The 18,970-nt window shown below is 64.1% G+C and carries 27 protein-coding genes; 19 read left to right on the top strand and 8 right to left on the bottom strand.

Annotation, left to right across the window (positions count from 1 at the left end; translation table 11 throughout):
- Window positions 1-91: 91 nt before the first annotated feature.
- Window positions 92-517, bottom strand: coding sequence for a MarR family winged helix-turn-helix transcriptional regulator (locus ACT89H_RS02160; protein WP_445106757.1), 426 nt, complete (start codon window positions 515-517; stop codon window positions 92-94).
- Between the two features lie 61 nt (window positions 518-578).
- Here ACT89H_RS02160 and ACT89H_RS02155 point away from each other — a divergent pair, with 61 nt between their 5' ends.
- Window positions 579-1,481 (top strand): LLM class flavin-dependent oxidoreductase, encoded by a 903-nt coding sequence (locus ACT89H_RS02155; RefSeq protein WP_445106756.1) that lies wholly within the window; start codon window positions 579-581, stop codon window positions 1,479-1,481.
- Between the two features lie 82 nt (window positions 1,482-1,563).
- Here ACT89H_RS02155 and ACT89H_RS02150 read toward each other — a convergent pair whose 3' ends face one another.
- Window positions 1,564-2,199, bottom strand: coding sequence for an SDR family oxidoreductase (locus ACT89H_RS02150; protein WP_445106755.1), 636 nt, complete (start codon window positions 2,197-2,199; stop codon window positions 1,564-1,566).
- Window positions 2,200-2,210: 11 nt separating this feature from the next.
- Between ACT89H_RS02150 and ACT89H_RS02145 the strand changes: the two genes are divergently transcribed.
- The 3 genes from ACT89H_RS02145 to ACT89H_RS02135 all read left to right on the top strand — a co-directional run bounded on the left by ACT89H_RS02145 (window position 2,211) and on the right by ACT89H_RS02135 (window position 4,434).
- Window positions 2,211-2,489 (top strand): winged helix-turn-helix transcriptional regulator, encoded by a 279-nt coding sequence (locus ACT89H_RS02145; RefSeq protein ID WP_083880716.1) that lies wholly within the window; start codon window positions 2,211-2,213, stop codon window positions 2,487-2,489.
- Window positions 2,490-2,621: 132 nt separating this feature from the next.
- Entirely contained in the window at window positions 2,622-3,680 is a 1,059-nt protein-coding gene (locus ACT89H_RS02140) for a DNA polymerase III subunit beta family protein (protein ID WP_445106754.1), read from the top strand.
- Between the two features lie 112 nt (window positions 3,681-3,792).
- Window positions 3,793-4,434 carry a hypothetical protein gene (locus tag ACT89H_RS02135; protein ID WP_445106753.1) on the top strand — a complete coding sequence of 214 codons (642 nt, stop codon included), beginning with the start codon at window positions 3,793-3,795 and terminating at the stop codon, window positions 4,432-4,434.
- A 49-nt stretch (window positions 4,435-4,483) separates the two neighbouring features.
- Here the strand turns inward: ACT89H_RS02135 and ACT89H_RS02130 are convergent, their stop codons facing one another.
- Window positions 4,484-5,830: a TIGR03118 family protein gene (locus ACT89H_RS02130; protein ID WP_445106752.1), complete on the bottom strand. Its 1,347-nt coding sequence runs from the start codon at window positions 5,828-5,830 to the stop codon at window positions 4,484-4,486.
- A 116-nt stretch (window positions 5,831-5,946) separates the two neighbouring features.
- On the opposite strand from ACT89H_RS02130, the gene ACT89H_RS02125 reads away from it, so the two are divergent.
- Entirely contained in the window at window positions 5,947-6,477 is a 531-nt protein-coding gene (locus tag ACT89H_RS02125; RefSeq protein ID WP_445106751.1) for a peroxynitrite isomerase, read from the top strand.
- Here the strand turns inward: ACT89H_RS02125 and ACT89H_RS02120 are convergent.
- Together ACT89H_RS02120 and ACT89H_RS02115 are read right to left on the bottom strand one after the other, a co-directional pair.
- The gene (locus ACT89H_RS02120) at window positions 6,460-6,828 is read right to left on the bottom strand and encodes a DUF4254 domain-containing protein (protein WP_445106750.1); all 369 of its coding nucleotides are present in this window, start codon (window positions 6,826-6,828) and stop codon (window positions 6,460-6,462) included. The two genes, ACT89H_RS02125 and ACT89H_RS02120, sit on opposite strands and share 18 nt — an antisense overlap.
- A gap of 56 nt (window positions 6,829-6,884) precedes the next feature.
- On the bottom strand, window positions 6,885-7,346 hold the full coding sequence (locus ACT89H_RS02115) for a DNA-directed RNA polymerase subunit beta (RefSeq protein ID WP_445106749.1): 462 nt from the start codon (window positions 7,344-7,346) through the stop codon (window positions 6,885-6,887).
- Between the two features lie 251 nt (window positions 7,347-7,597).
- On the opposite strand from ACT89H_RS02115, the gene ACT89H_RS02110 reads away from it, so the two are divergent.
- The 6 genes from ACT89H_RS02110 to ACT89H_RS02085 all read left to right on the top strand — a co-directional run bounded on the left by ACT89H_RS02110 (window position 7,598) and on the right by ACT89H_RS02085 (window position 12,030).
- Window positions 7,598-8,479, top strand: coding sequence for a helix-turn-helix domain-containing protein (locus ACT89H_RS02110; protein ID WP_445106748.1), 882 nt, complete (start codon window positions 7,598-7,600; stop codon window positions 8,477-8,479).
- Window positions 8,476-8,688 (top strand): DUF397 domain-containing protein, encoded by a 213-nt coding sequence (locus ACT89H_RS02105; protein ID WP_445106747.1) that lies wholly within the window; start codon window positions 8,476-8,478, stop codon window positions 8,686-8,688. The genes ACT89H_RS02110 and ACT89H_RS02105 overlap by 4 nt, the downstream gene beginning before the upstream one ends.
- 206 nt (window positions 8,689-8,894) lie before the next feature.
- On the top strand, window positions 8,895-9,461 hold the full coding sequence (locus ACT89H_RS02100; protein ID WP_445106746.1) for a DUF3558 domain-containing protein: 567 nt from the start codon (window positions 8,895-8,897) through the stop codon (window positions 9,459-9,461).
- A 41-nt stretch (window positions 9,462-9,502) separates the two neighbouring features.
- Window positions 9,503-9,979, top strand: a complete 477-nt coding sequence (locus ACT89H_RS02095) for a hypothetical protein (protein WP_445106745.1) — start codon at window positions 9,503-9,505, stop codon at window positions 9,977-9,979.
- On the top strand, window positions 9,976-11,142 hold the full coding sequence (locus tag ACT89H_RS02090) for a WXG100 family type VII secretion target (RefSeq protein ID WP_445106744.1): 1,167 nt from the start codon (window positions 9,976-9,978) through the stop codon (window positions 11,140-11,142). The genes ACT89H_RS02095 and ACT89H_RS02090 overlap by 4 nt, the downstream gene beginning before the upstream one ends.
- Before the next feature lie 111 nt (window positions 11,143-11,253).
- On the top strand, window positions 11,254-12,030 hold the full coding sequence (locus ACT89H_RS02085) for an ESX secretion-associated protein EspG (protein ID WP_445106743.1): 777 nt from the start codon (window positions 11,254-11,256) through the stop codon (window positions 12,028-12,030).
- Window positions 12,031-12,067: 37 nt separating this feature from the next.
- Here ACT89H_RS02085 and ACT89H_RS02080 read toward each other — a convergent pair whose 3' ends face one another.
- Complete coding sequence (locus ACT89H_RS02080; RefSeq protein WP_445106742.1) at window positions 12,068-12,520, bottom strand: hypothetical protein; 453 nt, start codon at window positions 12,518-12,520, stop codon at window positions 12,068-12,070.
- 423 nt (window positions 12,521-12,943) lie between these two features.
- Window positions 12,944-13,501: a transposase family protein gene (locus ACT89H_RS02075; RefSeq protein WP_445106741.1), complete on the bottom strand. Its 558-nt coding sequence runs from the start codon at window positions 13,499-13,501 to the stop codon at window positions 12,944-12,946.
- A gap of 384 nt (window positions 13,502-13,885) precedes the next feature.
- On the opposite strand from ACT89H_RS02075, the gene ACT89H_RS02070 reads away from it, so the two are divergent.
- The 4 genes from ACT89H_RS02070 to ACT89H_RS02055 are packed head-to-tail and all read left to right on the top strand — an operon-like array spanning window position 13,886 to window position 16,373.
- Window positions 13,886-14,623, top strand: a complete 738-nt coding sequence (locus ACT89H_RS02070; RefSeq protein ID WP_445106740.1) for a hypothetical protein — start codon at window positions 13,886-13,888, stop codon at window positions 14,621-14,623.
- Entirely contained in the window at window positions 14,623-14,934 is a 312-nt protein-coding gene (locus ACT89H_RS02065; RefSeq protein WP_445106739.1) for a hypothetical protein, read from the top strand. The genes ACT89H_RS02070 and ACT89H_RS02065 overlap by 1 nt, the downstream gene beginning before the upstream one ends.
- A gap of 9 nt (window positions 14,935-14,943) precedes the next feature.
- Entirely contained in the window at window positions 14,944-15,789 is an 846-nt protein-coding gene (locus tag ACT89H_RS02060) for a hypothetical protein (protein ID WP_445106738.1), read from the top strand.
- Window positions 15,774-16,373 (top strand): hypothetical protein, encoded by a 600-nt coding sequence (locus ACT89H_RS02055; RefSeq protein ID WP_445106737.1) that lies wholly within the window; start codon window positions 15,774-15,776, stop codon window positions 16,371-16,373. Before ACT89H_RS02060 ends, ACT89H_RS02055 begins: the two co-directional genes overlap by 16 nt.
- A gap of 1 nt (window position 16,374) precedes the next feature.
- Here the strand turns inward: ACT89H_RS02055 and ACT89H_RS02050 are convergent, their stop codons facing one another.
- Window positions 16,375-16,608 carry a hypothetical protein gene (locus ACT89H_RS02050; RefSeq protein ID WP_445106736.1) on the bottom strand — a complete coding sequence of 78 codons (234 nt, stop codon included), beginning with the start codon at window positions 16,606-16,608 and terminating at the stop codon, window positions 16,375-16,377.
- 642 nt (window positions 16,609-17,250) lie between these two features.
- Here ACT89H_RS02050 and ACT89H_RS02045 point away from each other — a divergent pair.
- The 4 genes from ACT89H_RS02045 to ACT89H_RS02030 all read left to right on the top strand — a co-directional run bounded on the left by ACT89H_RS02045 (window position 17,251) and on the right by ACT89H_RS02030 (window position 18,957).
- Window positions 17,251-17,472 (top strand): hypothetical protein, encoded by a 222-nt coding sequence (locus ACT89H_RS02045; protein WP_445106735.1) that lies wholly within the window; start codon window positions 17,251-17,253, stop codon window positions 17,470-17,472.
- Window positions 17,469-17,906, top strand: coding sequence for a hypothetical protein (locus ACT89H_RS02040; protein WP_445106734.1), 438 nt, complete (start codon window positions 17,469-17,471; stop codon window positions 17,904-17,906). Before ACT89H_RS02045 ends, ACT89H_RS02040 begins: the two co-directional genes overlap by 4 nt.
- Entirely contained in the window at window positions 17,903-18,208 is a 306-nt protein-coding gene (locus ACT89H_RS02035) for a hypothetical protein (protein WP_445106733.1), read from the top strand. The genes ACT89H_RS02040 and ACT89H_RS02035 overlap by 4 nt, the downstream gene beginning before the upstream one ends.
- Before the next feature lie 251 nt (window positions 18,209-18,459).
- Window positions 18,460-18,957 (top strand): IPT/TIG domain-containing protein, encoded by a 498-nt coding sequence (locus ACT89H_RS02030; RefSeq protein ID WP_445106732.1) that lies wholly within the window; start codon window positions 18,460-18,462, stop codon window positions 18,955-18,957.
- The last annotated feature ends 13 nt before the right edge of the window (window positions 18,958-18,970 follow it).

Genomic DNA, 18,970 nt, shown 5'->3' with positions numbered 1-18,970 from the left:
CGGCGCTTGTCTTCAGCGATCCGAATTCACCGCTCACCTCGACGATTCCTGACCGCGGTCCCGGATGACGTAGACACCGCGTCTCCCGCACTCAGCGTGCGAGCGTGCGCAGCGCTTCGATCAGTTCCAGACCGCCTGCGCCCAGCGGCGCGAGGAACCTGGCCTCGGCCTCGGCCCGGACCCGCTCTGCCGCGGCCAGCCGGGCCCGCCCGTCCGCGGTCAGTTCAACGATGTTCTTGCGCCGATCCTCGGCGCTGCGGCGACGGGCGAGCAGACCCTTGCGTTCGAGGGTGTCGGCGAACTGGGTCATGGTGGTGCGGTCGATACCGAGGCGCTGGGCTACCGCAAGCTGTGACAGTGGGGTGTCGGTCGCGTCCAGCAGGACCAGGACTGCAAGTTCACGGCTGTCGATTCCCAAGGGCCGCAGGGCAGTTCCGATTTCCTCGGCCAACCGGTGGTAGGCGTGTTTGAGCAGGTAGCCGAGGCGGGAGCGGAGCACATCGTCGGACGCAGCCATGACGCGCATTGTATCGCCATCCTGATTGTCAGCAGATCTGATGATCAGTAGAATTGATTAAATGAGGAACATCAGATTCGGCGTAAAGACCACACCGATGCGGGTCGGCTACGACGACGTCCTGCGCGTCTGGGAGGAGGCCGACGGCTTGCCCGAGATAGCGGACGCGTGGCTGTGGGATCACCTGCTCCCGCTCGCAGGAGCCCCGAACGGGACGGTGCTCGAGGGCTGGACGCTGCTGGCGGCACTGGCCGCACGCACCCGCAGGCTGCGGCTGGGACTACTGGTGACCAGCAACCGGATTCGCGAACCTGCGGTGCTCGGCAAGATCGCGAGCACGGTCGACGCCATCTCCGGCGGCAGGCTCATCATGGGTCTCGGCGTTGGCGGCACCCGCCAACCAGCCGATACCGGCGGGATCGCCGGACCGAATCCGGCCGAGGCCGAGTATGCCGCCTACGGACTGCCGATGGTCTCACCCGGCGAGGGCTTGGCACGCCTGGCCGAGACCATCGAGATTCTCGAAAGAATGTGGAGCGAAGCGGAATTCGACTTCCACGGCCGCTACTACACGCTGTATGGCAACCATAACGAACCCAAGCCGGCCACGCGCCCACCTTTGCTGATCGGCGGATGGGGCGATCGCACGCTGCGACTCGTGGCCGCGCACGCCGACCTGTGGAACATTCCTGGCCCGCCGCACAACAGCGTGGAGTTCCTTATCGAACGTTCGGTGGTGCTGGACGGACACTGCGCCGCGCTCGGCCGGGATCCACAGGAGATCACCCGTTCGGTGCAGTACATCGTCGACTACGACGACCCGGCGAGCACCCGCGGCACTGTCCTGGACCTGATCGGGGCAGGTTTCACCCATATCGTGCTGAGCCTGCGCGCGCCCTATCCCGACAAGGTCGCGACCTGGCTGGCCGAGAACGTCGTCACTCCGGTACGCGACCGGCTCTGAGGCGGGCGCGGCGAACGCCAGGCGCCTCATGGACCGGTGAGCCACAAGCTCGCCGCAGCTGCGGATCTGGGATCGGCATCGCTCAGGAAGTGACTTCTGGCGTGTCGAGGTAATCCAGACCGCCGATGTAGGCGGTGTGGCCCGGATCGGCGGGAGCGGCGGTGGCATCCGCGACCGCGGTGGCGAACTCCGTGACCGTGGGCAGATCGCCGTGCTCGCGGCGCGCGGCGACGGCGTCGGGGTTCCGGCGCTCCAGCAGCTGGACGATGATCGTGCCGTCGATCATGTCGCCGGAGACGACGTGCAAGGCGATACCCGCGTCGGAGAGTTCCGGGATCATGGCGCGTAGCGCGTCCTCGCCCGCGCGTTTGCTGGCGGCGATGGGTTCGTAATCGGCGGGAACGGGTTTGCGACCGTGGAAGTGCGCCTGATGGCTGGTCACGAACACGATCCGCGCGCCAGAGGGCATGTGCGGCAGGGCAAGCCGGACGAGCCGTTCCTGCGCGTCGCGATTGAGGGTCATCGCGTAGTCGGGCGCGGCATTGCGCTCCAGCCCACCGGAGGCGTTGAGCACCAGCACATCGAGACGGCCGAACTCCTCGACGACCTCGGCGACCAGGGCACGTGCCGAATCCGCGTCGGCGATGTCGGCGCCCGCCGTGGTGGCGCTGCCGCCCGCCTGCCGGATCGACTGCGCGAGCGTGTCGGCCCGCACCATTGCTGGCCACGATGGACCTCCTCGGCCAACGCTGGATCCTGCGCATCCTGTGGGAATTGGAACCCGACCGACTCGGCTTCCTCGAACTGCGCCGACGCATGGGCAACTGCTCCTCCAGCATGCTCTCGGTGCGCTTGCAGCACCTGCAATCCGCGGGCCTGATCGCGAAGAACCCGGACAAGTCCTACGAACTGACCACCGCGGGCATCGAACTCGGCACGGCACTCGGATCGGTCTGGGACTGGTCGCGCCGCTGGCGCGTAAGCCCCACCGAACCCGGTGCCGACTGACTCGTGCCAGGTGGCACCTCGGAGGGGCGGGTCGATGCGTTCCCGTCGGCTCCCGCCATGTGAGTCCCACTATCGGGGCTGTCTCCGCCGACGAGTTGACCTTCGAGTTGGTTGAGGCTCCATGATGGCCGGGTGGCGAGTTCGGAGTCGACAGGGTTGATCACGATCGGTGTGCTCGCGCGGGCAAGCGGGCTCACCGCGAGCGCGCTGCGGTTCTACGACGACTGCGGCCTGCTCGTTCCGGCCCGGGTCGATCCGCTGACCGGCTACCGCTACTACACCGCGGAGCAGCGGGAGCGGGCGGTGCTGATCCGGCAGTTGCGCGCGATCGATCTGCCGCTGGAGACCATCGCGGAGATTCTCGCCGGTGACACCGAGCGGGCACGGTGCCTGCTCGACCGTCACGTCGCGGACCTGGCGCGGCGAGCGGACGAGGCCGCGCGCGTCGCCGCCGTCGTCAAACAGTCGCTCGGCACCCACGTGGCGGTCGACGCGGTGACGTTGGCCGCGGCGCTCGACCAGGTCCGCACCGCCGTGGCCCGTACCCGGGAGATACCCGTGCTGGCGGGCGTTCTCCTGGAGGCGGGCTCGAACGCGATGACCCTCACGGCCACCGATCGCTACCGGCTGTCCACGCGCACGGTGGTGGCGAACCGGCAGCGGGGCGGCGATTGGTCCGTGGTGCTCGACCCGGACGGACTCGAATCGATCACCGAGCGGTTGCGCGGCATGGACGAGGTCGTCGTCGCGCCATCCGACGACGGACTGCTGATGACGGGAGGCGGCGCAGAACACCGATCGCCCGTCATCGAAGGTCCTTTCCCAGACCACCGCGCCCTGCTGGCAGGACTCGGACCGGTGCGAACCAGGGTGGTCGTCGCCCGGCGCCTGCTGCTGCCGCTTCTCGAAAACGCCGCTGACGCAATGCTATTCGCGATTCAGCCGACCGAAATATCGGTATCGGCGTCGGGGGCGATGCACTGCCTGCCCGCGAAGATCACCGGCTCTGCCGTCACACTGTCGTTCGCCCCCGCGACACTGCTGCCCGCCGTCCGCGCCGCCCTCGGCCCCGATCTCATGCTCGACATCATCGCCGCCGAGCAGCCGGTGGTCCTGCGCTCGGCCACCGACGGGGACCTCACCACCCTCGCCATGCCGGTCCGGTCACCGCACCACAACGACTCCGAATAAGTCATACAGGCGTACAGCCGATATCCACGCGATTACTGCACCGCACAATCGCGTCTGTCTGCGGCGTCGGCACCGCGATCCGATCACCATCTCCAGATCACATTGCCCACCCATGGCTACCACTTCCCAGCATCCAACCGCCCGCAGCCGCTTCCGGCTGTTGCCCGCCCAGCCTCGGCCGCTGGACGCCGGAGCCGACCATCCGGACTCGCACCCGAAAAGCATCCATCCACAACCCATCAAGGAGACCCGAATGGATCCAGCACACGACCACACCATGAACACCATCACCAGCGCCGTCGCACTCGGCCGCGACGACCGTCCGGACGAGGCGCGAGAGACCCTGCTCGCCGTGTGGGCCTCGCTGGGACCGCAGGGCGACGCACTGCACCGGTGCACCCTCGCCCACTATCTAGCCGACTTGTACGACGACGCCGCCGAAGCGCTCACCTGGGACATCCGCGCATTGGACGCCGCCGACTGCCTCTCGGACGCTCGCGCTCAAACCTTCGACGGATCATTGCGGGTGGCCGCGTTCTACCCGTCGCTGCACCTCAATCTCGCCGACGACTATCGCAGGCTCGGCTCGTTCGAGGCCGCACAGCGCCAGATCGACGCCGCCCGCACGCGTCTGCACACGCTCGCCGACGACGGCTACGGGGCGACGATCCGAACAGCGGTCGACGAAGTCGAGTCGGCCATCCACGAACGACGCACCGAACCCCGGGCCTCGGCGCCGACCGGAGGCCGCTGAAGCGCGAGCAGCCCGCACCGAATCGGTGCGGGCTGCCTGACGAAGGCGGCTACTTCAGGCGGAGTTTGCCGAACAGGCCGTTCTTCTCGTCGTCGGGTCCCGCGGTGAAATACAGCGAGTCGGTGTCACCGAGGCTCTCGCCGTTGCCGAACATCAGCGCCCACAGTCCTTCGATGGCGACCGGCTTGCCGTCGGCATCGCGCAGGTAGTCGGCGAACTTGCCGGTGGTGTCGTCGTAGGCGAGCACGTGTCCGGCGCCGCCGAAGTTGCCGACGAGCAGTTTGCCGCTGAGCGGACCGAACCCGTCCGGCGCGATCGTCACTGCCCAGGGCGCGTTGAGGCGCTTGCCGTCGTCGATGATGCGCACCAGCTTGCCGTTGGCGTCGAACTCGGCGAGCTTGCCCTTGTCCGGCTTGCCGCCCTCCTTGTCCTTGTCCAGCGAATCTTCCTCACCGGCATCGAACTTGGTCGCGTCCTTCTCGTCCGGCTGAGTGGTGGCATAGGCGACGAAGACCCGGTTGCCGATGGTCGAGACGTTGAACGGCGCGGGATCGCCGGGCTTGGCCTTCTTTCCCTTTTCGGGCGCGGCGGGGTCGATCGCGTCGCCGGTGGCGAACGGGTTGGCGAAGCCGGTGGTCGGGATCAGCTGCCAGTTCTTGTCGAACGTCCGGACCTGCGGGTCGGCGCCGAAGTCCGCGGCCAGCAGTTTGTCACCGGAGGGAGCCAGCGCGATCCCGAAGAACTGCATCCCCTGCGACTGACCGTCGAAGACCAGGTTGGCCGGCCCGTCGTGGCGCACGATCCGGCCCTCGAAGCCCTGCTCGGTCCAGGCGGAGATCTTGCCGGAGTCGGTGGCGAAGATGAAGCGCGCCGAACCGTTCAGCGGCCCGCCTTCGGCCTCCACCGGCTGGTCGTGGACGACGAACAGATCGGAGGTGATCGGCGCCGGGTTGAACACCACGCCGGTGGTCTTGCCCGCGCTCTTGTCCGAGGTGTCGGCGTCGGCGCCCGGGATGGTGACGATTTTCAAGTCGTCCTGGAAGAGCTTCTGCACCTTCTCGTCCGCGGACTTGGTCACGTCGCCGACGAACTGGAACGACTTACCGCCCGCGCCGACCCAGAAGTGCCCGCCTGCGCCCTTGGGACGGTTGGCCAGTCCCCAGGCGTTCACCAGATCGGGGAGAACGAACTGCGCCTTGTACTGCGCGTTGTTGGCCGCGAGATTGGTCTGGACGTATTTGTTGCCGTCGAGCGCGGGCACCTCGTCCGACTTCGAGTCCGAGCAGCCCGCCGCCACGATCAGCGCGACGCCAAGCGCCGACGCGCGCAGCAGACCACTTCGGGTCCGCGACCGCGGCTTACCGCCACGGCGCGACTCATTCCAGCGTCCGTTCAACTTCTTGTTCCTTTCCGACCACACCACATTGGTGATTAGGCGACGCTAACCTTAGCCTGCAGAAATTTCTGGGAGTACCCGAACGGTCGGACGAGGACAGGTTTAGGCTGTTCGCCGTGGTCGAACCCCAGCCTGCGATTGCTCTGCACCCGGATATCGCTCCGCTCGCGCCGCTGCTCGGCACGTGGCGCGGTGATGGGCAGGGTGAATACCCGACCATTCAGCCGTTCGGCTACGTCGAGGAAATCCGGTTCGGCCATCTCGGCCGCCCGTTCCTCACCTACCGGCAGAAGACCCGCGCCACCGACGACGGCAGGCCGCTGCACGCCGAGACGGGCTATCTGCGTTGCCCGCGCCCCGACCGCGTCGAATTGATCCTCGCGCATCCCACCGGCATCACCGAAATCTGCGAGGGGTCACTCGCCGTCGAGGACAGCACGCTGCGCATGGAATTGGACTCCACCAACATCGGGCGCAGCAGCACAGCGAAACTGGTGACCGCCCTCGGCCGATCGCTGCACCTGTCCGGCGACACCATCGACTACACACTCCGGATGGCGGCGGTCGGCGAACGATTGCAGCATCACCTCGCCGCCACGCTGCGCCGCGACGAGCCGGTGCCCGCGCCGTCAGAAAGCGCTCGGTAACCGCCGGCGGCCGCTGCTCAGCTCGCTGACCAGATCGTCGTAGCCGATGGCCAGTTCGGCCAGCCGCTCCCACGCGATCCACAGGTCCCACTCCTGCTCGGCCACCATGGCCGCGTATGCGCACGCGCTGAGCTGGGCGAGCCGGTCGACCACCGCGCCCAGCGACTCGGTGTGCAGGTAGGCGCCGCCGCGCGCGGCGGGCAACCGCATCTCGATCCAGCGGTCGACGGCACGAATCAGCTCCACTCGGCTCTCGTCGATGTCGCCGACTGCCGCCAGTTCCGTGGTGAGCCGTCGAACATGCAGTTCGGCGAGTTCGCGGGCCCACGACAGCACCGGATGATCCGGCACCGTTTCGCCCTCCCGGCACGCGCGTAGTAGTTCACTTCTGGTCGGCAAAGCACGGTTCACGGCGCACGTTTCCCGCCCGCGAGGGCCAGCAGGCAATTCACGATCACCATGCCGGACGGACGGAAGGTGTCGCGCGGAGCCGATACCCACCGGCGAAACACGCCATTCGCGTCGGCGGGCGACGGCAACGCGATTTCACCGCCGAACGGCACGACCGAAACGTCGAGGCGGAACAGGGCCGCGAACAACCGTGTGTCGTCGGGCAGGTCCGGCCTACACAGGAAAGTCCAACGGCGAGAACGGATATGCGCGACTACCGGCCCCAGCGAATGGCCACGGAAAAGCATATCGTCGCGCACCCGCTGCCCCAACTGGTCGGGCATCGTGATCCCGCCGACCACGCCCGCCTTCACGACGATCCGGCCGATTTCCGGATGTATCCAAGCGGGCAGCCCACAAGTACGGCGGTAAAACGCGCAGCGCGACGCGGGAGTGTCCGCGAATGCCGCATGGTTCATTCACCAGCCTCGATTCACATAGTTCGGTACGTGAAAATTCCCGGTCGCTGGACCTGGAACCGTTGGCACGGTTAAGGTTTCAGCACTTCTTCGATTGGGTCCGGGCGCTGTTCAGTAGAGCACCGGATATTGCTGGGCGGGAACAAACTCAGTTGTGGAATCGGGCGGAAACCGCCCAGGTTCCAAGGCCCCCCGCCACAAGGTTCCAGTTAGGTACCCGGCCACTGGCTTGGCTACGAAAGGGATTCGTCGTGACTTCAACAGGTTCCACCCTGCCCCGCCGGATGCTGGGGCGGCAGCTGCGCGAGCTGCGGATCAACTCGGGCGTCAGCGCGGAATACGCCCGCGATGCGATCGACGTGGGCAAACAGACCCTCTGGCGGATGGAGACCGGGCAACCCGTCCGGCTGCATCCGCTGTTCATCGAGCGGCTTTGCCAGGTGTACGGCGCGTCGGAAGAACGCACCGCCATCCTGCTCAACCTGGTTGAGGAGACCAAACACACGGGGTGGTGGCATGCCTACGGTGACACCATCGCCGCGGAGTTCAGCCTTTTCGTGGAGCTAGAGGCGGTTGCCAAGCGTCTGGTCTCTTACCAGACAACGCTCCTGCCCGGACTCTTGCAAACCGATGAGTATCGACGCGCCCTGATCTGGGTCGACCTACCCTCTATACCCGGACCCGAAGTCGAACGAAGGATCGAGATGTTCAGGCAGCGAAAGGCTCGCGTGGACGACGACTCGAACCCTGTACTCGTGGAGGCTGTTGTCGATGAATCCGCGCTCCGACGCGCGATCGGCGGTCCCTCAGTTATGGAGCGGCAGCTTCGGCATCTGCTGAGTGTCGGTGAACGCCCAAATGTTTCAGTGCGAGTGGTTCCCCTCGCAGCGCATGCCTACGTGGGGCTGGGCGCCGGTTCGTTTGTGATGCTCGACTTCCCGAAGCACCCGACCGCCCATCTGACCGAGCCGCCGGTCGTTTACATGCAGGGACTCACGGGCGACCTGTATCTTGAGAAGCCCGAGGAGATCCGACGGTATCGCCAGACGTACGCCGGTATCCAGCGATCGGCACTCGACCAGGAGCGAAGCCGAACTCTCATCGACCAGATCGCGAAGGAGTACGCCGAGTGAACGCCGACCTATCCGATGTCTACTGGTTCAAGAGCAGCTACAGCAGTGCTCAGAAAGACTGCGTTGAGGTTGCGTTCCTGCGTGGAGGCGCAGTGGGTGTGCGCGACTCCAAAAATCCCGCCGGCCCGGCCCTCGTGTTCAGATCGAGCGAATGGGACTCGTTCACTGCTCGCATAACCGACTGCGAACTAGACCTGACGCAGTCCTGACCAGCGCTCATCCGCAGCCCCGGCTTCCTCCTCGCGCGAGGCCGGGGCACTCGCTGAGCTGGGCAGGTTCCTCATGAGCGATGCATGTCAGGCCGCTTGCACCCGGGATACCACGCCGGTAGCGTCAACATTCACTGCAGGGGGCGGAGGAGCCGGTCCGGCCCTGGAGAGGCCAGGAACAACAACCCGGTGCGCGAGGGGAACAGATGACATCAGGGCGGAATTCGCAACGACTGACGATCCTCGCCGTCGGCACCGCACTCGTTCTGACAGCCTGCAATTCATCAGCCGACGATGCCGCGCCGGCCGGAGCCACCTCCACCAACCCGAGCATCGCCCCTGACGTGCCCACCGGCTACGACCCATGTACCGACATCCCGCAGAGCGTGCTCGATTCAGAGAACTTGCGCAGCAAGGACAAGCAGGACTCGAACGCATCGGGGGGTGTCAAGTGGCGTGGTTGCGCCTGGCTCCAGACTGACGGATACGCACCGGTCATCACCACAACGAACATCACCGTGGACATGGTGCGAAACAAGAAGTTTGCAGATGCCCGCGAGTACACGATCAATGGCCGCCGCGCGATCTCTACACGGCAGGTGGAAGAGCACCCCGACGGGGTGTGCACGATCAACGTGGAGATGAAGGGCGGAAGCCTTGAATTCTTCCTCAGTAATCCGCCCTCGCGAAAAAAAACCGGAAGCCTGGACACATGCGCACTGGCACGAACACTCGCTGAGAAGGTAGTGCCGACAATTCCTGCTACTGCGTGAAATTAGCTGAAGCGATCGAACTCACCGGGAGGGAGTAGCACATGGGTGACGACAGCGCGCCATCTCGGCCGATGGCGAATATTTTGAGCGCGGCAAACGAGGGCCAGCTAGGAATTCAGATGTCCGCAGAGGACTTCATCTATATTGACCGTGATTGCGAATATTTCAAGAGTGCGATTCAAAAGATACAGAGGTCTATGGACTTTGTGTCACGACAATCCCACTGGGGCTTGGGCGAGAGCGACGGTAACATGGTCTCGGCACAAACCTTGGTCGATCGGTTCAGAAAGAAGGCCCGCGGAGCGGAAGACCTCAACAGCGTCTACCAGATAATGGATGACCACTATCGCATCGTCGAGGACATCCAAGAAGTGCACCGCATCGTCCGAGATCGAATCATGCAGGTGGACAGCAACTTCGCCGCAGACTTCAACAAGCTGAACACCACCCTGCCCGAGCGCCCGCCTGTCGGGCACCGGTTCGGCCCGAACATCCTCCCAGACGGATCGACCAAATGAGCGGCTACGAGAACAAGCGAATCCCTGGCGGCGGCGAACACGCTGACAGTTGGGTGCACTCGCGAATCCTCAACACCTTCAGGCCGCTCGACCCTGCGAACGCCTTCACCCAAGCCGACGCCTACTGGAAAGCCCGCAACGAGTGGGAAGACGGCGTGAACACCTTCGCCCGCTCCATTCAAGCCTCCATCGCGCAAGCGTGGTCCGGCCCCGCCGCAGAGCAATCCAAGAACGCCATCGCCAAGTACACCAACGACGCGCTGAATTTGACGAACTCCCTGGAGGAGCTGTTCTGCCGCGTCCGCGACGCCGCCACCGCGATCAGCAATACGAAGAAGGCTATCCCGGATACCGTCGACTTTTCCTGGGACGAGCGCGTTTTCCACTGGACACGCTGGATCCTGAGCGACGATCGGTCCCGAGCCGAGCAAACCGCGCGCGAAGCGATGACGCAACACTACGTGCAGCCGTTCAGCGAAATGGACGGCAAGATTCCGGTGCTGCCCACACCGGTCGGCCCCACCGCGTCGGTCGACATCCCCGCGCCGCCGCCAGGCGGTTACCACAGCGGCGAAACCGGCGGGCCCAATCCGAACGACCCGGGCCAGCGTCCTGGCAGTACCTATTCGGGCGTCCCCGGCGACAAGGACGGCGACGGAAAGCCCGACGAGCAGCAGCCCACCACCGACGAGTCGAAGCAGGACCAGCAATCCTCCGACACGACCCCGTCCAACACGTCCACCGCACCCGCCGGGGTCGACCCGACGTCGACGGCGCCCACCACCACCGATCCCACCAAGACAGACCCCACCAAGACCGTCCCGACCAGCACCGGAACCCCGCACAGCCCTGGCACACCGGGCACGCCCGGAATCCCCGGGACACCGAGCCTGCCGCAACCGGGGCGCAGTGTCCTCGGCGCACCAGGGACACCCGGCACAACGGCGAACCCCGCGGCCGCCGCAGCGACGGCCGCGAGCACACGGGGCATGGCGGGTGCCCCCGGCATGATGTCACCGGGTGCGCGCGGCGGCGCCAAGGATGAAGAATCCAGCCACAAGATCCCGGACTACTTGATCACCCAAGAGAACACCGAAGAATTACTCGGCGAACTCCCGAGAACGCTGCCCGGCGGAGTCATCGGCGGCGACATCCAGTCCTGATCTCCCCGCCCCTTCCCCGGCTTTGACTCGGCACCACCCCACCCTGCCTACCAGCGGCGGGCGTGTGCGCGCACGACAGCGGCCGCCTCATGCGGCCAGATTGGACTTCGCATGGCTGAATGGACTTGGACTCCAGACGATTTCGCAGCCCTCTGGTTCGGCGACGCACACGACCGCATGCCCGGCCCGTTGCGCTACACCAGCCGTTTCGCCTTCCGCGACGACTTCGCAACCCACCGCACCGCTGTCCGCAACAGCTACTCCCCCGACGAGCTCGACGAGATCAACGCCGCCTTCCACACCCTGGGCACCTCCGACCTCCGCATCGAAATCCTCGGCGGCACCTGCAAGCACAAGAACAGCACAGGTCGCGACGACGTCCGCGAATACCGCATCATCGGCGCCCGCACCAACGACCGCGCCGTCGTCCTCAGCCAAGCGGGCAACCAACACGACCACGGCCCCATCCGCCTCCGCATAGTCCCCGCCGACCACCTCCCCGCCCGCCTCGTAAACGCGATTCCCCCTTGCCAACCCGGCTCCGAAAAGCCCGCCACCTTCCACCCCGACGACCTCACCCCCCGCCGCAACACCTACCTCCAGGACAACGCCCGCAACACCCCCCGCGAGCAATACCAACGCCTCCTCCACCGCCCCCTCGACGGCGGCGGCACCGCCGTCCTCATCACCGCACCCCTGCACACCCACACAAAACCCACCAAACTCCTCCAATGGCACGACATCTCATCCGATGGCCGCTACACCGAACACCGCTCGTCCCACATCACCGTCCGCCCCACCACCCCCGCCGACCTGACCACCCACTTCACCACCTGGATCACCAAGGCCCTCCACCACCTCGAATCCACCCGCCTCGAAACCTGGTAGCCACCCGAATGGAACCGAACCCGGCTCACCGGATCGGCTACCGCTCGCCCGCGAATTTCGTGGTCAGCTCGGTAAGGAATTGGACGGATCTACGCTTGTCACCATCGGTCAGGTGCAGGGGGCCGTTAGCCGTTCGAATCTCGGTGTCTTGGATTTCCAGAACGGCGTTCCATTCATTGATGCGGGTAGCAAACCGCACTCTGTTCGAGTGATTCCCTTCGTCTGCTCGCAGGTCATAAACCCACACTGCATCGCCGAGATCCGGCTTCTTTTCATATCCACGGATACCATCTGTGGGGTCCGGATTGTTCGGCGCCTGGAGTACGGTGTAGTTGCCGGCCGGGCTTTGTCCCTGAATGACATCGCAGAACCCACCACCGGTTACGTCTCTATCCTTGCGGAACCAGAATGGCTCGGGCTGTATTCCAACCACGTGCAACTGGGTTGTGAAGAAGTTGATCAGCGCATCGCACAGCTCGCCCTCTGTCATTGTCGGTCGAGCCTGTGCCGAAGTAGGCGGGGTCGCAGAAGGCGACGACGACGAGCATCCGGTCAGTACATTTACCATGACAGCGGCGACCACAGTTGCCAAGTAAATCCTCATTAACCAACCCTCCAGTCGGACTTGTCGCCATCCTTGGTCGACGCATCGCCTATCGCTTCCCGAATTCCGCCGATCCCCGCCCCATAGGATGCCTTGACACCACTCGGCCACCTGCCATCGGACAAACCCTTTTGAACTTCGACAAGATGGGAGATCTTGTTGCCCTCGATCATATTGTTCGCGGCGGCATCCGCCATACTGGATCAGGCGGGCGGTCGCGATGTGGGTGTGCATGGCGTCGATGGTGATCAGCAGTTTCGCTGTCGTTCCGGCCGCCCGCACCGCGATCCTCATCGATGTGAGAAGTGTTCATACGGCGGGTGTCTCGCTTGTCGTGTCGCTGACGGCGAGTTGCCCGATCACCAGGTGGGCGTGGTGGGTGAAGGCCGACACCGGATGCGCTGCGGTCGCACCCATGCGGCAGGCCAGGCGCAGGGTCTTGCCGTCGATGACGACCGCGAGCAACGTCGTGTCGGTGGCGGCCACAGTCACGGTGGTGAAGTAGCCGCCGAGGCGGCGGTCGAGGTCGGCGGGGTCGATCAACCCGAGCACACGCCGGAATGTCTTGTCGCTGGGCCGGTAAGACTTGGCCAACCCGAGGTCGGTGTGCAGGTCGGCGGGCGCGGTGCGTGCCCAGGTGGCGTAACCGGGGAACCCGCGCATGCAGGCGGTGGTAGCCAGGACCGCGATCGCGAGCAGCAGTCCCATCAGGTAGCGCAGGCCGCGGGGGTCACGCGGATCGGGCACGCGAGAGAGAACTCCCAGCAACCCAGGGTCCGGGATGCCCGGCGTGCCCGCCATCGTGGTCAGGTCGTGGCGTTGCAGGGTGTCGGGTACCGAGATCGGGGATATGGTTGCTGCGGGCACCGGTACTCCGGGCGCGATTCAGGCGTAGAGAACCTTCATCGATACCGGAAAGTGCCTGTGCCCCCGTATCTCGAGTGGCGTGTCAGCGCAGATCAGCAGTGGGTCAAACGAGAACGCCACTGCCCTGGCTAGAGACCCAGGGCAGTGACGTCACAGCTCGCGGCGGAAATCGGAACACATTGTGTTTCAAAGTGTTTCGCAGAATTCATTGGCATATCATGGACGACCTGATCTTGTCTATCCAGCTTGACAAAACGATTGACAGCGAAGAGAGTGATCGGAGCCGCCGAAGCGGCGGCAAGTACGCACCAGTGGGGGTTTGATGCCGATTCCAAAAAATCCGCTGACCGCATCAGTTACCAGCGGTCGCTGTGAGGCGCAGTGATGGCGGTCAAAGGCCACTATAATCACTACGACGACCCCGATGAATTCTGGGACGACGAGCCTATCGTCAGGAAGCGCCCCGACCGCGCTCCTACCGTTTTTCCTCCGCAGCCTCCTACCGTTCCGAGGCCCGCAGCCTCGGTTCCCGAGCCGTCTCGGCGTTCATCAGGTTCCTCCTTGATCGGAGTCGGCCTGTTCACAATGAGTCTCGACGAAGGTCACCTTCCGATAGATGTCGATGTGAGCCGGAATATCCACGACCGCCTGAATCCATCGGATCTCTCCACGGCAGCGATGACCGGTTATTTCGTGGCACTGTGGCGGCATGACGCGCCGATCATCACATCGGGCAGATGGACCGAATTGACCGTATCACCTTCCCGCCGTATAGAGTTGATCACGCTCCTCAGCACCCGGTCGCTCGCCGAATTCGAGATGGTCGAACGATCATTGCGGCTGAGTGATGAATTCGTCGGGCGGGGGCCGGTAACCGACTTCGGAATGCCCTCGATCATGATGAGTGCGAGCATCTCTCGCATCGGCAGTATCGAGATCGATCCGCGGTGGGGGGCCACGGCCAGCCCGTCCTACATTGCGCACGACATCCTCGACTGCGCGAATCAGATCCGGCAACAACGTCCACGGTTCCACGAAAGCGGGATTTGGGCCCACCGCACCGACGATGAGCTCGAACACGAGCTCGCAGAATACAAAAGCTACCTGATGAGGACCTCATAATGGCAAATTTCTCAACGGATCTGAACCAGTTGGTGAAGGCTGCTCGGGCCTGGGATCATGCATCGGACGCCCTTACCGTCGCCGCGCAGCAGGCGCAAAGTATCCATTTCAGCCACCAGGACGTCGTCTGGGGGCTGTTCCAGGAAACATGGGATGCGCAGATGGCGGCCGCGCGGTATATGTACGACAGACTGGTCGAGGGCAGAGATGAAACCGATTCCATCGCTAAGGTTCTGGATCATGTCGCAAAGGTATATCAGGAGCAGGATCAGAACTTCGCGAACGCCTTGATAAAGCTGGAAGAGGATTGAGGTTTACTGATGGGTGACACGAAATCTCTGGACGAGATCAATACCGTACTCGATCAGTTCTCGGACCAGATCGCAGAGATCAGGAACCAGCCGGCGAAGGTGGATGAAGCATTCCGGAGGGCGGCAATCGCTGCTGGCGAGATCGAGGCAGCAGCCTTCTTCGGATTGACCGGTGCGGTCGCCGGCGCCCTCTATGGCGCGATGACCGAGGACGACTTCACCGGTTACATGCAGGACCACAAGGAAGCGATCAAGAAGAAGATCCAGGAGCTCTTGGAGAAACTACAGGGGGCGGTCGACAGTTTGAAGGCACCCGTCGCCTTCCTGCGGACGAGCGAGGCATGGACGACGCTGAAGGGCAAGATCGGCGGCGCGCAGAACAACGAGGTGAACAATGGGAACATCACCGGCTACTGGGCGGGGGCGGCTGCGCTCAAGTACACAGCGGCGCGGATACTCCAGGACACCGCTATGGATTCCGCGAAAACGACCTGCGACAAGATGGCCGAAGCACTTGCCAAGATATCGGACATCGCTTGGGACTTCTACTCCAAGATAGTCACGGATATCGCAGACCTACTCATAAAACTCGGGAAAGCTCTTGCCAAGATCGGCACATTTGTCGCCACTCCTATAGGAGTTTCCGATGCGATCGATATCCTCGGAAAGGTGATAAGCAACGCCGTCGAGTACACGGATAAGCTTCTAGATACCATGCTTTTACAAGCGCAGAGCATCAATAAGATACGGGAGTCGACAGAAAACCAGAAAGGATTCCATAACAACCGGTGGCCGCGCAGCGCTTCCGACGACTTCAACGTCAACTCTCCCAGCTCTGAATGGCAGGCGACATGAACCTGCGAAAGCTTCTGGTGATTTCGATGCTGACGGTGCCGCTGTCGGCCTGTGGTGTGTTATCGCGCACTCATCCCGAAAAATATGAGATACCGGTGAGCAACCACACCATTCAGGAGTTGTGCGACTTTACAAAACAGTTTTTCGCCACCCGAGCTGGTACCGAAAATCTGAATATCGCTCCCGGCACTGGTGGAAAAGCGCTGACCGATAAGATCGACGGCGGCAACGGATGCTCCTATGAGAAAGCGGACGGATCCGCGTGGCCCTACCTCGGATATGTGTCCCTGTTTCGCGTCACCGCCAGTGGCAACACCCTGTCCATATCTCCCGCGACGACGGAGAACTACCCCACCAAGGTCCTGACTGTGGACGGCGCGACCGTCGAGGTAGCTACCGAGCCGCTGCCCAAGGGGGGCGATCACGCCACCACACTGCTCAACGTCGACCTCGTCGCCACGATCGACGGCTGGAAGGGCGAACTCCACTTCAGAGCCACCGAAGACCAGACGACGCGAGATGACCAAGCGACACGAGAAGGCGCACAGGCGCTGGTGAACATGATCTGCACGTTGAAGGGCTGATTCAGATCTGCTGATTCGGGACTCGACGCCGCAACATCGCATGGTGGATGTACCACTTGTCGACCTGACGGGTGAAGACGCTCACCAGTTCCCAGCCGAAGCACACGTCCAGCCACTCGACGCAGGCGGTGAGAGCTGACAGGTTTCCGTGGTGGTCGGGCTTGACCAGGCCCACATCCCAGGTAAGGCCGCGTCGTGGTTTTCGGCCACAGGCCCGGGTGCGGTCGGCGGACACGCTTCCATAAGCAGATGCCTCATAGAGAGACCGGCACCGACAGTCGTTGTGCGCGTGCGGGTTTCCGAGCACCGTGTGTACCGTCGACATCAATGGCGACACTCCCGGCCCGCCATACCGGCGAGAACAACTCCGGGGCAAAGCCGGACGATGCTATCCCGGCGCCGCACGCCGCACTGGTCAACGCGTGGCAACAATCTGGAAAACGGACAAAAACGGATCATTCGACGCGTTGCCACCGCGCTGTTCCTGGGGCATAACGGAGTTAACCGATCCGGCACCAGCATCGGCCACCCCCGATTCGGAGGAACCAGCAAATAGGGAGGCAGCGCCATGCCTACATTCCTCTACCCGTCTTCGGGACAGCATTCGCGGGATCCTCGTGCCACGGTGACGATCGGTATCCGAGCGGACGGCACCGCTGTGGTCCACGCGAAACCATCGCACCACGAACCGTCCTCCACCGCACCCGGGTTCGACTAGATCTGGCCGGGGTGGGACTCACGACACCGACGCGGTCCGAACTCCTGACCGCGTCCCAACGGACCCGACGCCTGGGTGCGGCGCACAGTTCTCCAGTCATCGGGCTTCGACATCGGCCGACACCGTTGGTGCCGCTTCAGAAGAGGAAGGAACGAACCGATGAACAAAGTAATCACCGTCCTGCACAGTGAGCCGGTCCGCGCATTGCTGTATCCACTGCTGGTCGCGCTGATCGGGTACGGGGTCACCAAGGGCGTTGTCTCATCCGACCTCTCCGGCTTCGTCCTCGCCATCGTCGCGGCGGCGCTGGGCCTGCCCGCGGTCGAGTCGGCACGTCACCGGGTCAGCCCGGCGCCACCGGACAGCGGTGAACCGGCATGAAAACGCCGAAGGAGAAGACCCGCCACGATCCCTTCGAGGTGGTGCTGTGCGCCGTCTTCGGTGTCTCGATGCTGTGGCAGTGCGTCTACGGGCCGCCGCCTGATTCGGCGACCGCGGCGATGCCGTCGGGATTCCGCACGCTATGGCTCGTCCTCATGCTGCTCGGCTGCGCAACGACGCTGGTCGGTCTGTTCGCCCGACAGGTCTGGGGCTATCTGGTCGAGCAGGTCGGTCTGGGCGCGCTCGGCTGGTCCCTGGTGGCCTTCGGTGCGCAGCTGCTGTTGTTGCAGCTGCAGAACCGAAGCTTCGGTGCGGCGACGTTTCTCGGTGGTCCGCTGCTGATCGCGCTGGGTGTCGCGTTCCTGTGGAAGCGCCGACACGTGCTGCAAGACGTCCGTGCGTTGCGGGCGGTGAAGATGAGGGAGGCGTCATGAACCTGGTACAGCAGTCGCCGCTCTTCGCGGCGCTGGTGCTCATCGCCAGCTCGTCGGCGCTGTCGGCGGCGGTGACAGCGTGGTTCAAGCGCGGCGACGTCGATGCCAGCATGACCAAGACGAAGGCCGATGCGGCGAAAGTCCTCAGCGACCTTGCTATTTCGCAAACACAGCAGATGTCCGAGCAGATGGGCGAGTTCCGCATGGCGCTGCGGGCGCACCGGGAGTGGGATCGGAAGATGGTGGCCCGGGTGCGGCAGGCGGGCATCGAATTCGACGACCCGCCCGAATTGTTCCTGTGACGCGAACAGGAGCTCGACGAGCGGGATACGCGACGCGTTGCCCGCCGAAAACGGTACTGCCACAACGCGTGCCGAATCGTTCATTTCGCAATCATCCACGCCGCCACCGATCCGAAAACGGACCAAAACGGATTCCAGACGCGTTGTCAGGCGGCGTATCTGGGAGTGAGATGGAATCAGCCGGGCCACTGGACAGTCGGGCGCCCTCCGGTACTGAGGAACAATCACCACAGCAGCAAGGAGGCAGCTACATGCCTACCATCACCTCTCTGTCCCCGGCATCGGGACCGACGGCCGGGGGCACGACAATCGTCCTCACCGGGACGGGACCGACCGGAGCCACAGCGGTCACCTTCGGCGCGACACCCGCGACATCGTTCACTGTCGACTCCGCTACGCAGATCACCGCCGTCGCACCCGCGGGGACCGGTACAGTGCAGGTCACCGCCACTGCATCCGGCGGAACCTGCAACGGCCTGCCTTACACCTACCTCTCGGTTCCCACGCTGACGCCAGCTGTGCCGAATGTGGGACCGGATGCCGGAGGAACGATCGTCGTACTGACCGGGACAGGTCTGTCCACCGCCACCGCGGTCACCTTCGGCGGCACACCGGCGACCTCGTTCACTGTCGACTCGGCCACCCAGATCACCGCTGACGCACCCGCAAGGACCGGCACCGTACAGGTCACATCACCACCTCAGGAGGAACAAGTAATGGTCTTACGTTCACCTACGTCTGACGGCTGAAGCGGCTGGGCCG

The organism is Nocardia aegles, from assembly GCF_052545135.1.
This window is presented reverse-complemented; position numbering and strand designations above follow the sequence as displayed.

Coding starts and splice junctions, on each gene's coding strand:
- ACT89H_RS02035 (WP_445106733.1), top strand. CDS start 17,903: ATGAACCTGGTACAGCAGTCGCCGCTCTTCGCGGCGCTGGTGCTCATC.
- ACT89H_RS02150 (WP_445106755.1), bottom strand. CDS start 2,199: ATGGTGCGGGCCGACACGCTCGCGCAGTCGATCCGGCAGGCGGGCGGC.
- ACT89H_RS02065 (WP_445106739.1), top strand. CDS start 14,623: ATGGCAAATTTCTCAACGGATCTGAACCAGTTGGTGAAGGCTGCTCGG.
- ACT89H_RS02160 (WP_445106757.1), bottom strand. CDS start 517: ATGGCTGCGTCCGACGATGTGCTCCGCTCCCGCCTCGGCTACCTGCTC.
- ACT89H_RS02115 (WP_445106749.1), bottom strand. CDS start 7,346: ATGAACCATGCGGCATTCGCGGACACTCCCGCGTCGCGCTGCGCGTTT.
- ACT89H_RS02155 (WP_445106756.1), top strand. CDS start 579: ATGAGGAACATCAGATTCGGCGTAAAGACCACACCGATGCGGGTCGGC.
- ACT89H_RS02070 (WP_445106740.1), top strand. CDS start 13,886: ATGGCGGTCAAAGGCCACTATAATCACTACGACGACCCCGATGAATTC.
- ACT89H_RS02080 (WP_445106742.1), bottom strand. CDS start 12,520: ATGACAGAGGGCGAGCTGTGCGATGCGCTGATCAACTTCTTCACAACC.
- ACT89H_RS02045 (WP_445106735.1), top strand. CDS start 17,251: ATGAACAAAGTAATCACCGTCCTGCACAGTGAGCCGGTCCGCGCATTG.
- ACT89H_RS02145 (WP_083880716.1), top strand. CDS start 2,211: ATGGACCTCCTCGGCCAACGCTGGATCCTGCGCATCCTGTGGGAATTG.
- ACT89H_RS02100 (WP_445106746.1), top strand. CDS start 8,895: ATGACATCAGGGCGGAATTCGCAACGACTGACGATCCTCGCCGTCGGC.
- ACT89H_RS02040 (WP_445106734.1), top strand. CDS start 17,469: ATGAAAACGCCGAAGGAGAAGACCCGCCACGATCCCTTCGAGGTGGTG.
- ACT89H_RS02090 (WP_445106744.1), top strand. CDS start 9,976: ATGAGCGGCTACGAGAACAAGCGAATCCCTGGCGGCGGCGAACACGCT.
- ACT89H_RS02055 (WP_445106737.1), top strand. CDS start 15,774: ATGGCAGGCGACATGAACCTGCGAAAGCTTCTGGTGATTTCGATGCTG.
- ACT89H_RS02135 (WP_445106753.1), top strand. CDS start 3,793: ATGGCTACCACTTCCCAGCATCCAACCGCCCGCAGCCGCTTCCGGCTG.
- ACT89H_RS02095 (WP_445106745.1), top strand. CDS start 9,503: ATGGGTGACGACAGCGCGCCATCTCGGCCGATGGCGAATATTTTGAGC.
- ACT89H_RS02085 (WP_445106743.1), top strand. CDS start 11,254: ATGGCTGAATGGACTTGGACTCCAGACGATTTCGCAGCCCTCTGGTTC.
- ACT89H_RS02030 (WP_445106732.1), top strand. CDS start 18,460: ATGCCTACCATCACCTCTCTGTCCCCGGCATCGGGACCGACGGCCGGG.
- ACT89H_RS02060 (WP_445106738.1), top strand. CDS start 14,944: ATGGGTGACACGAAATCTCTGGACGAGATCAATACCGTACTCGATCAG.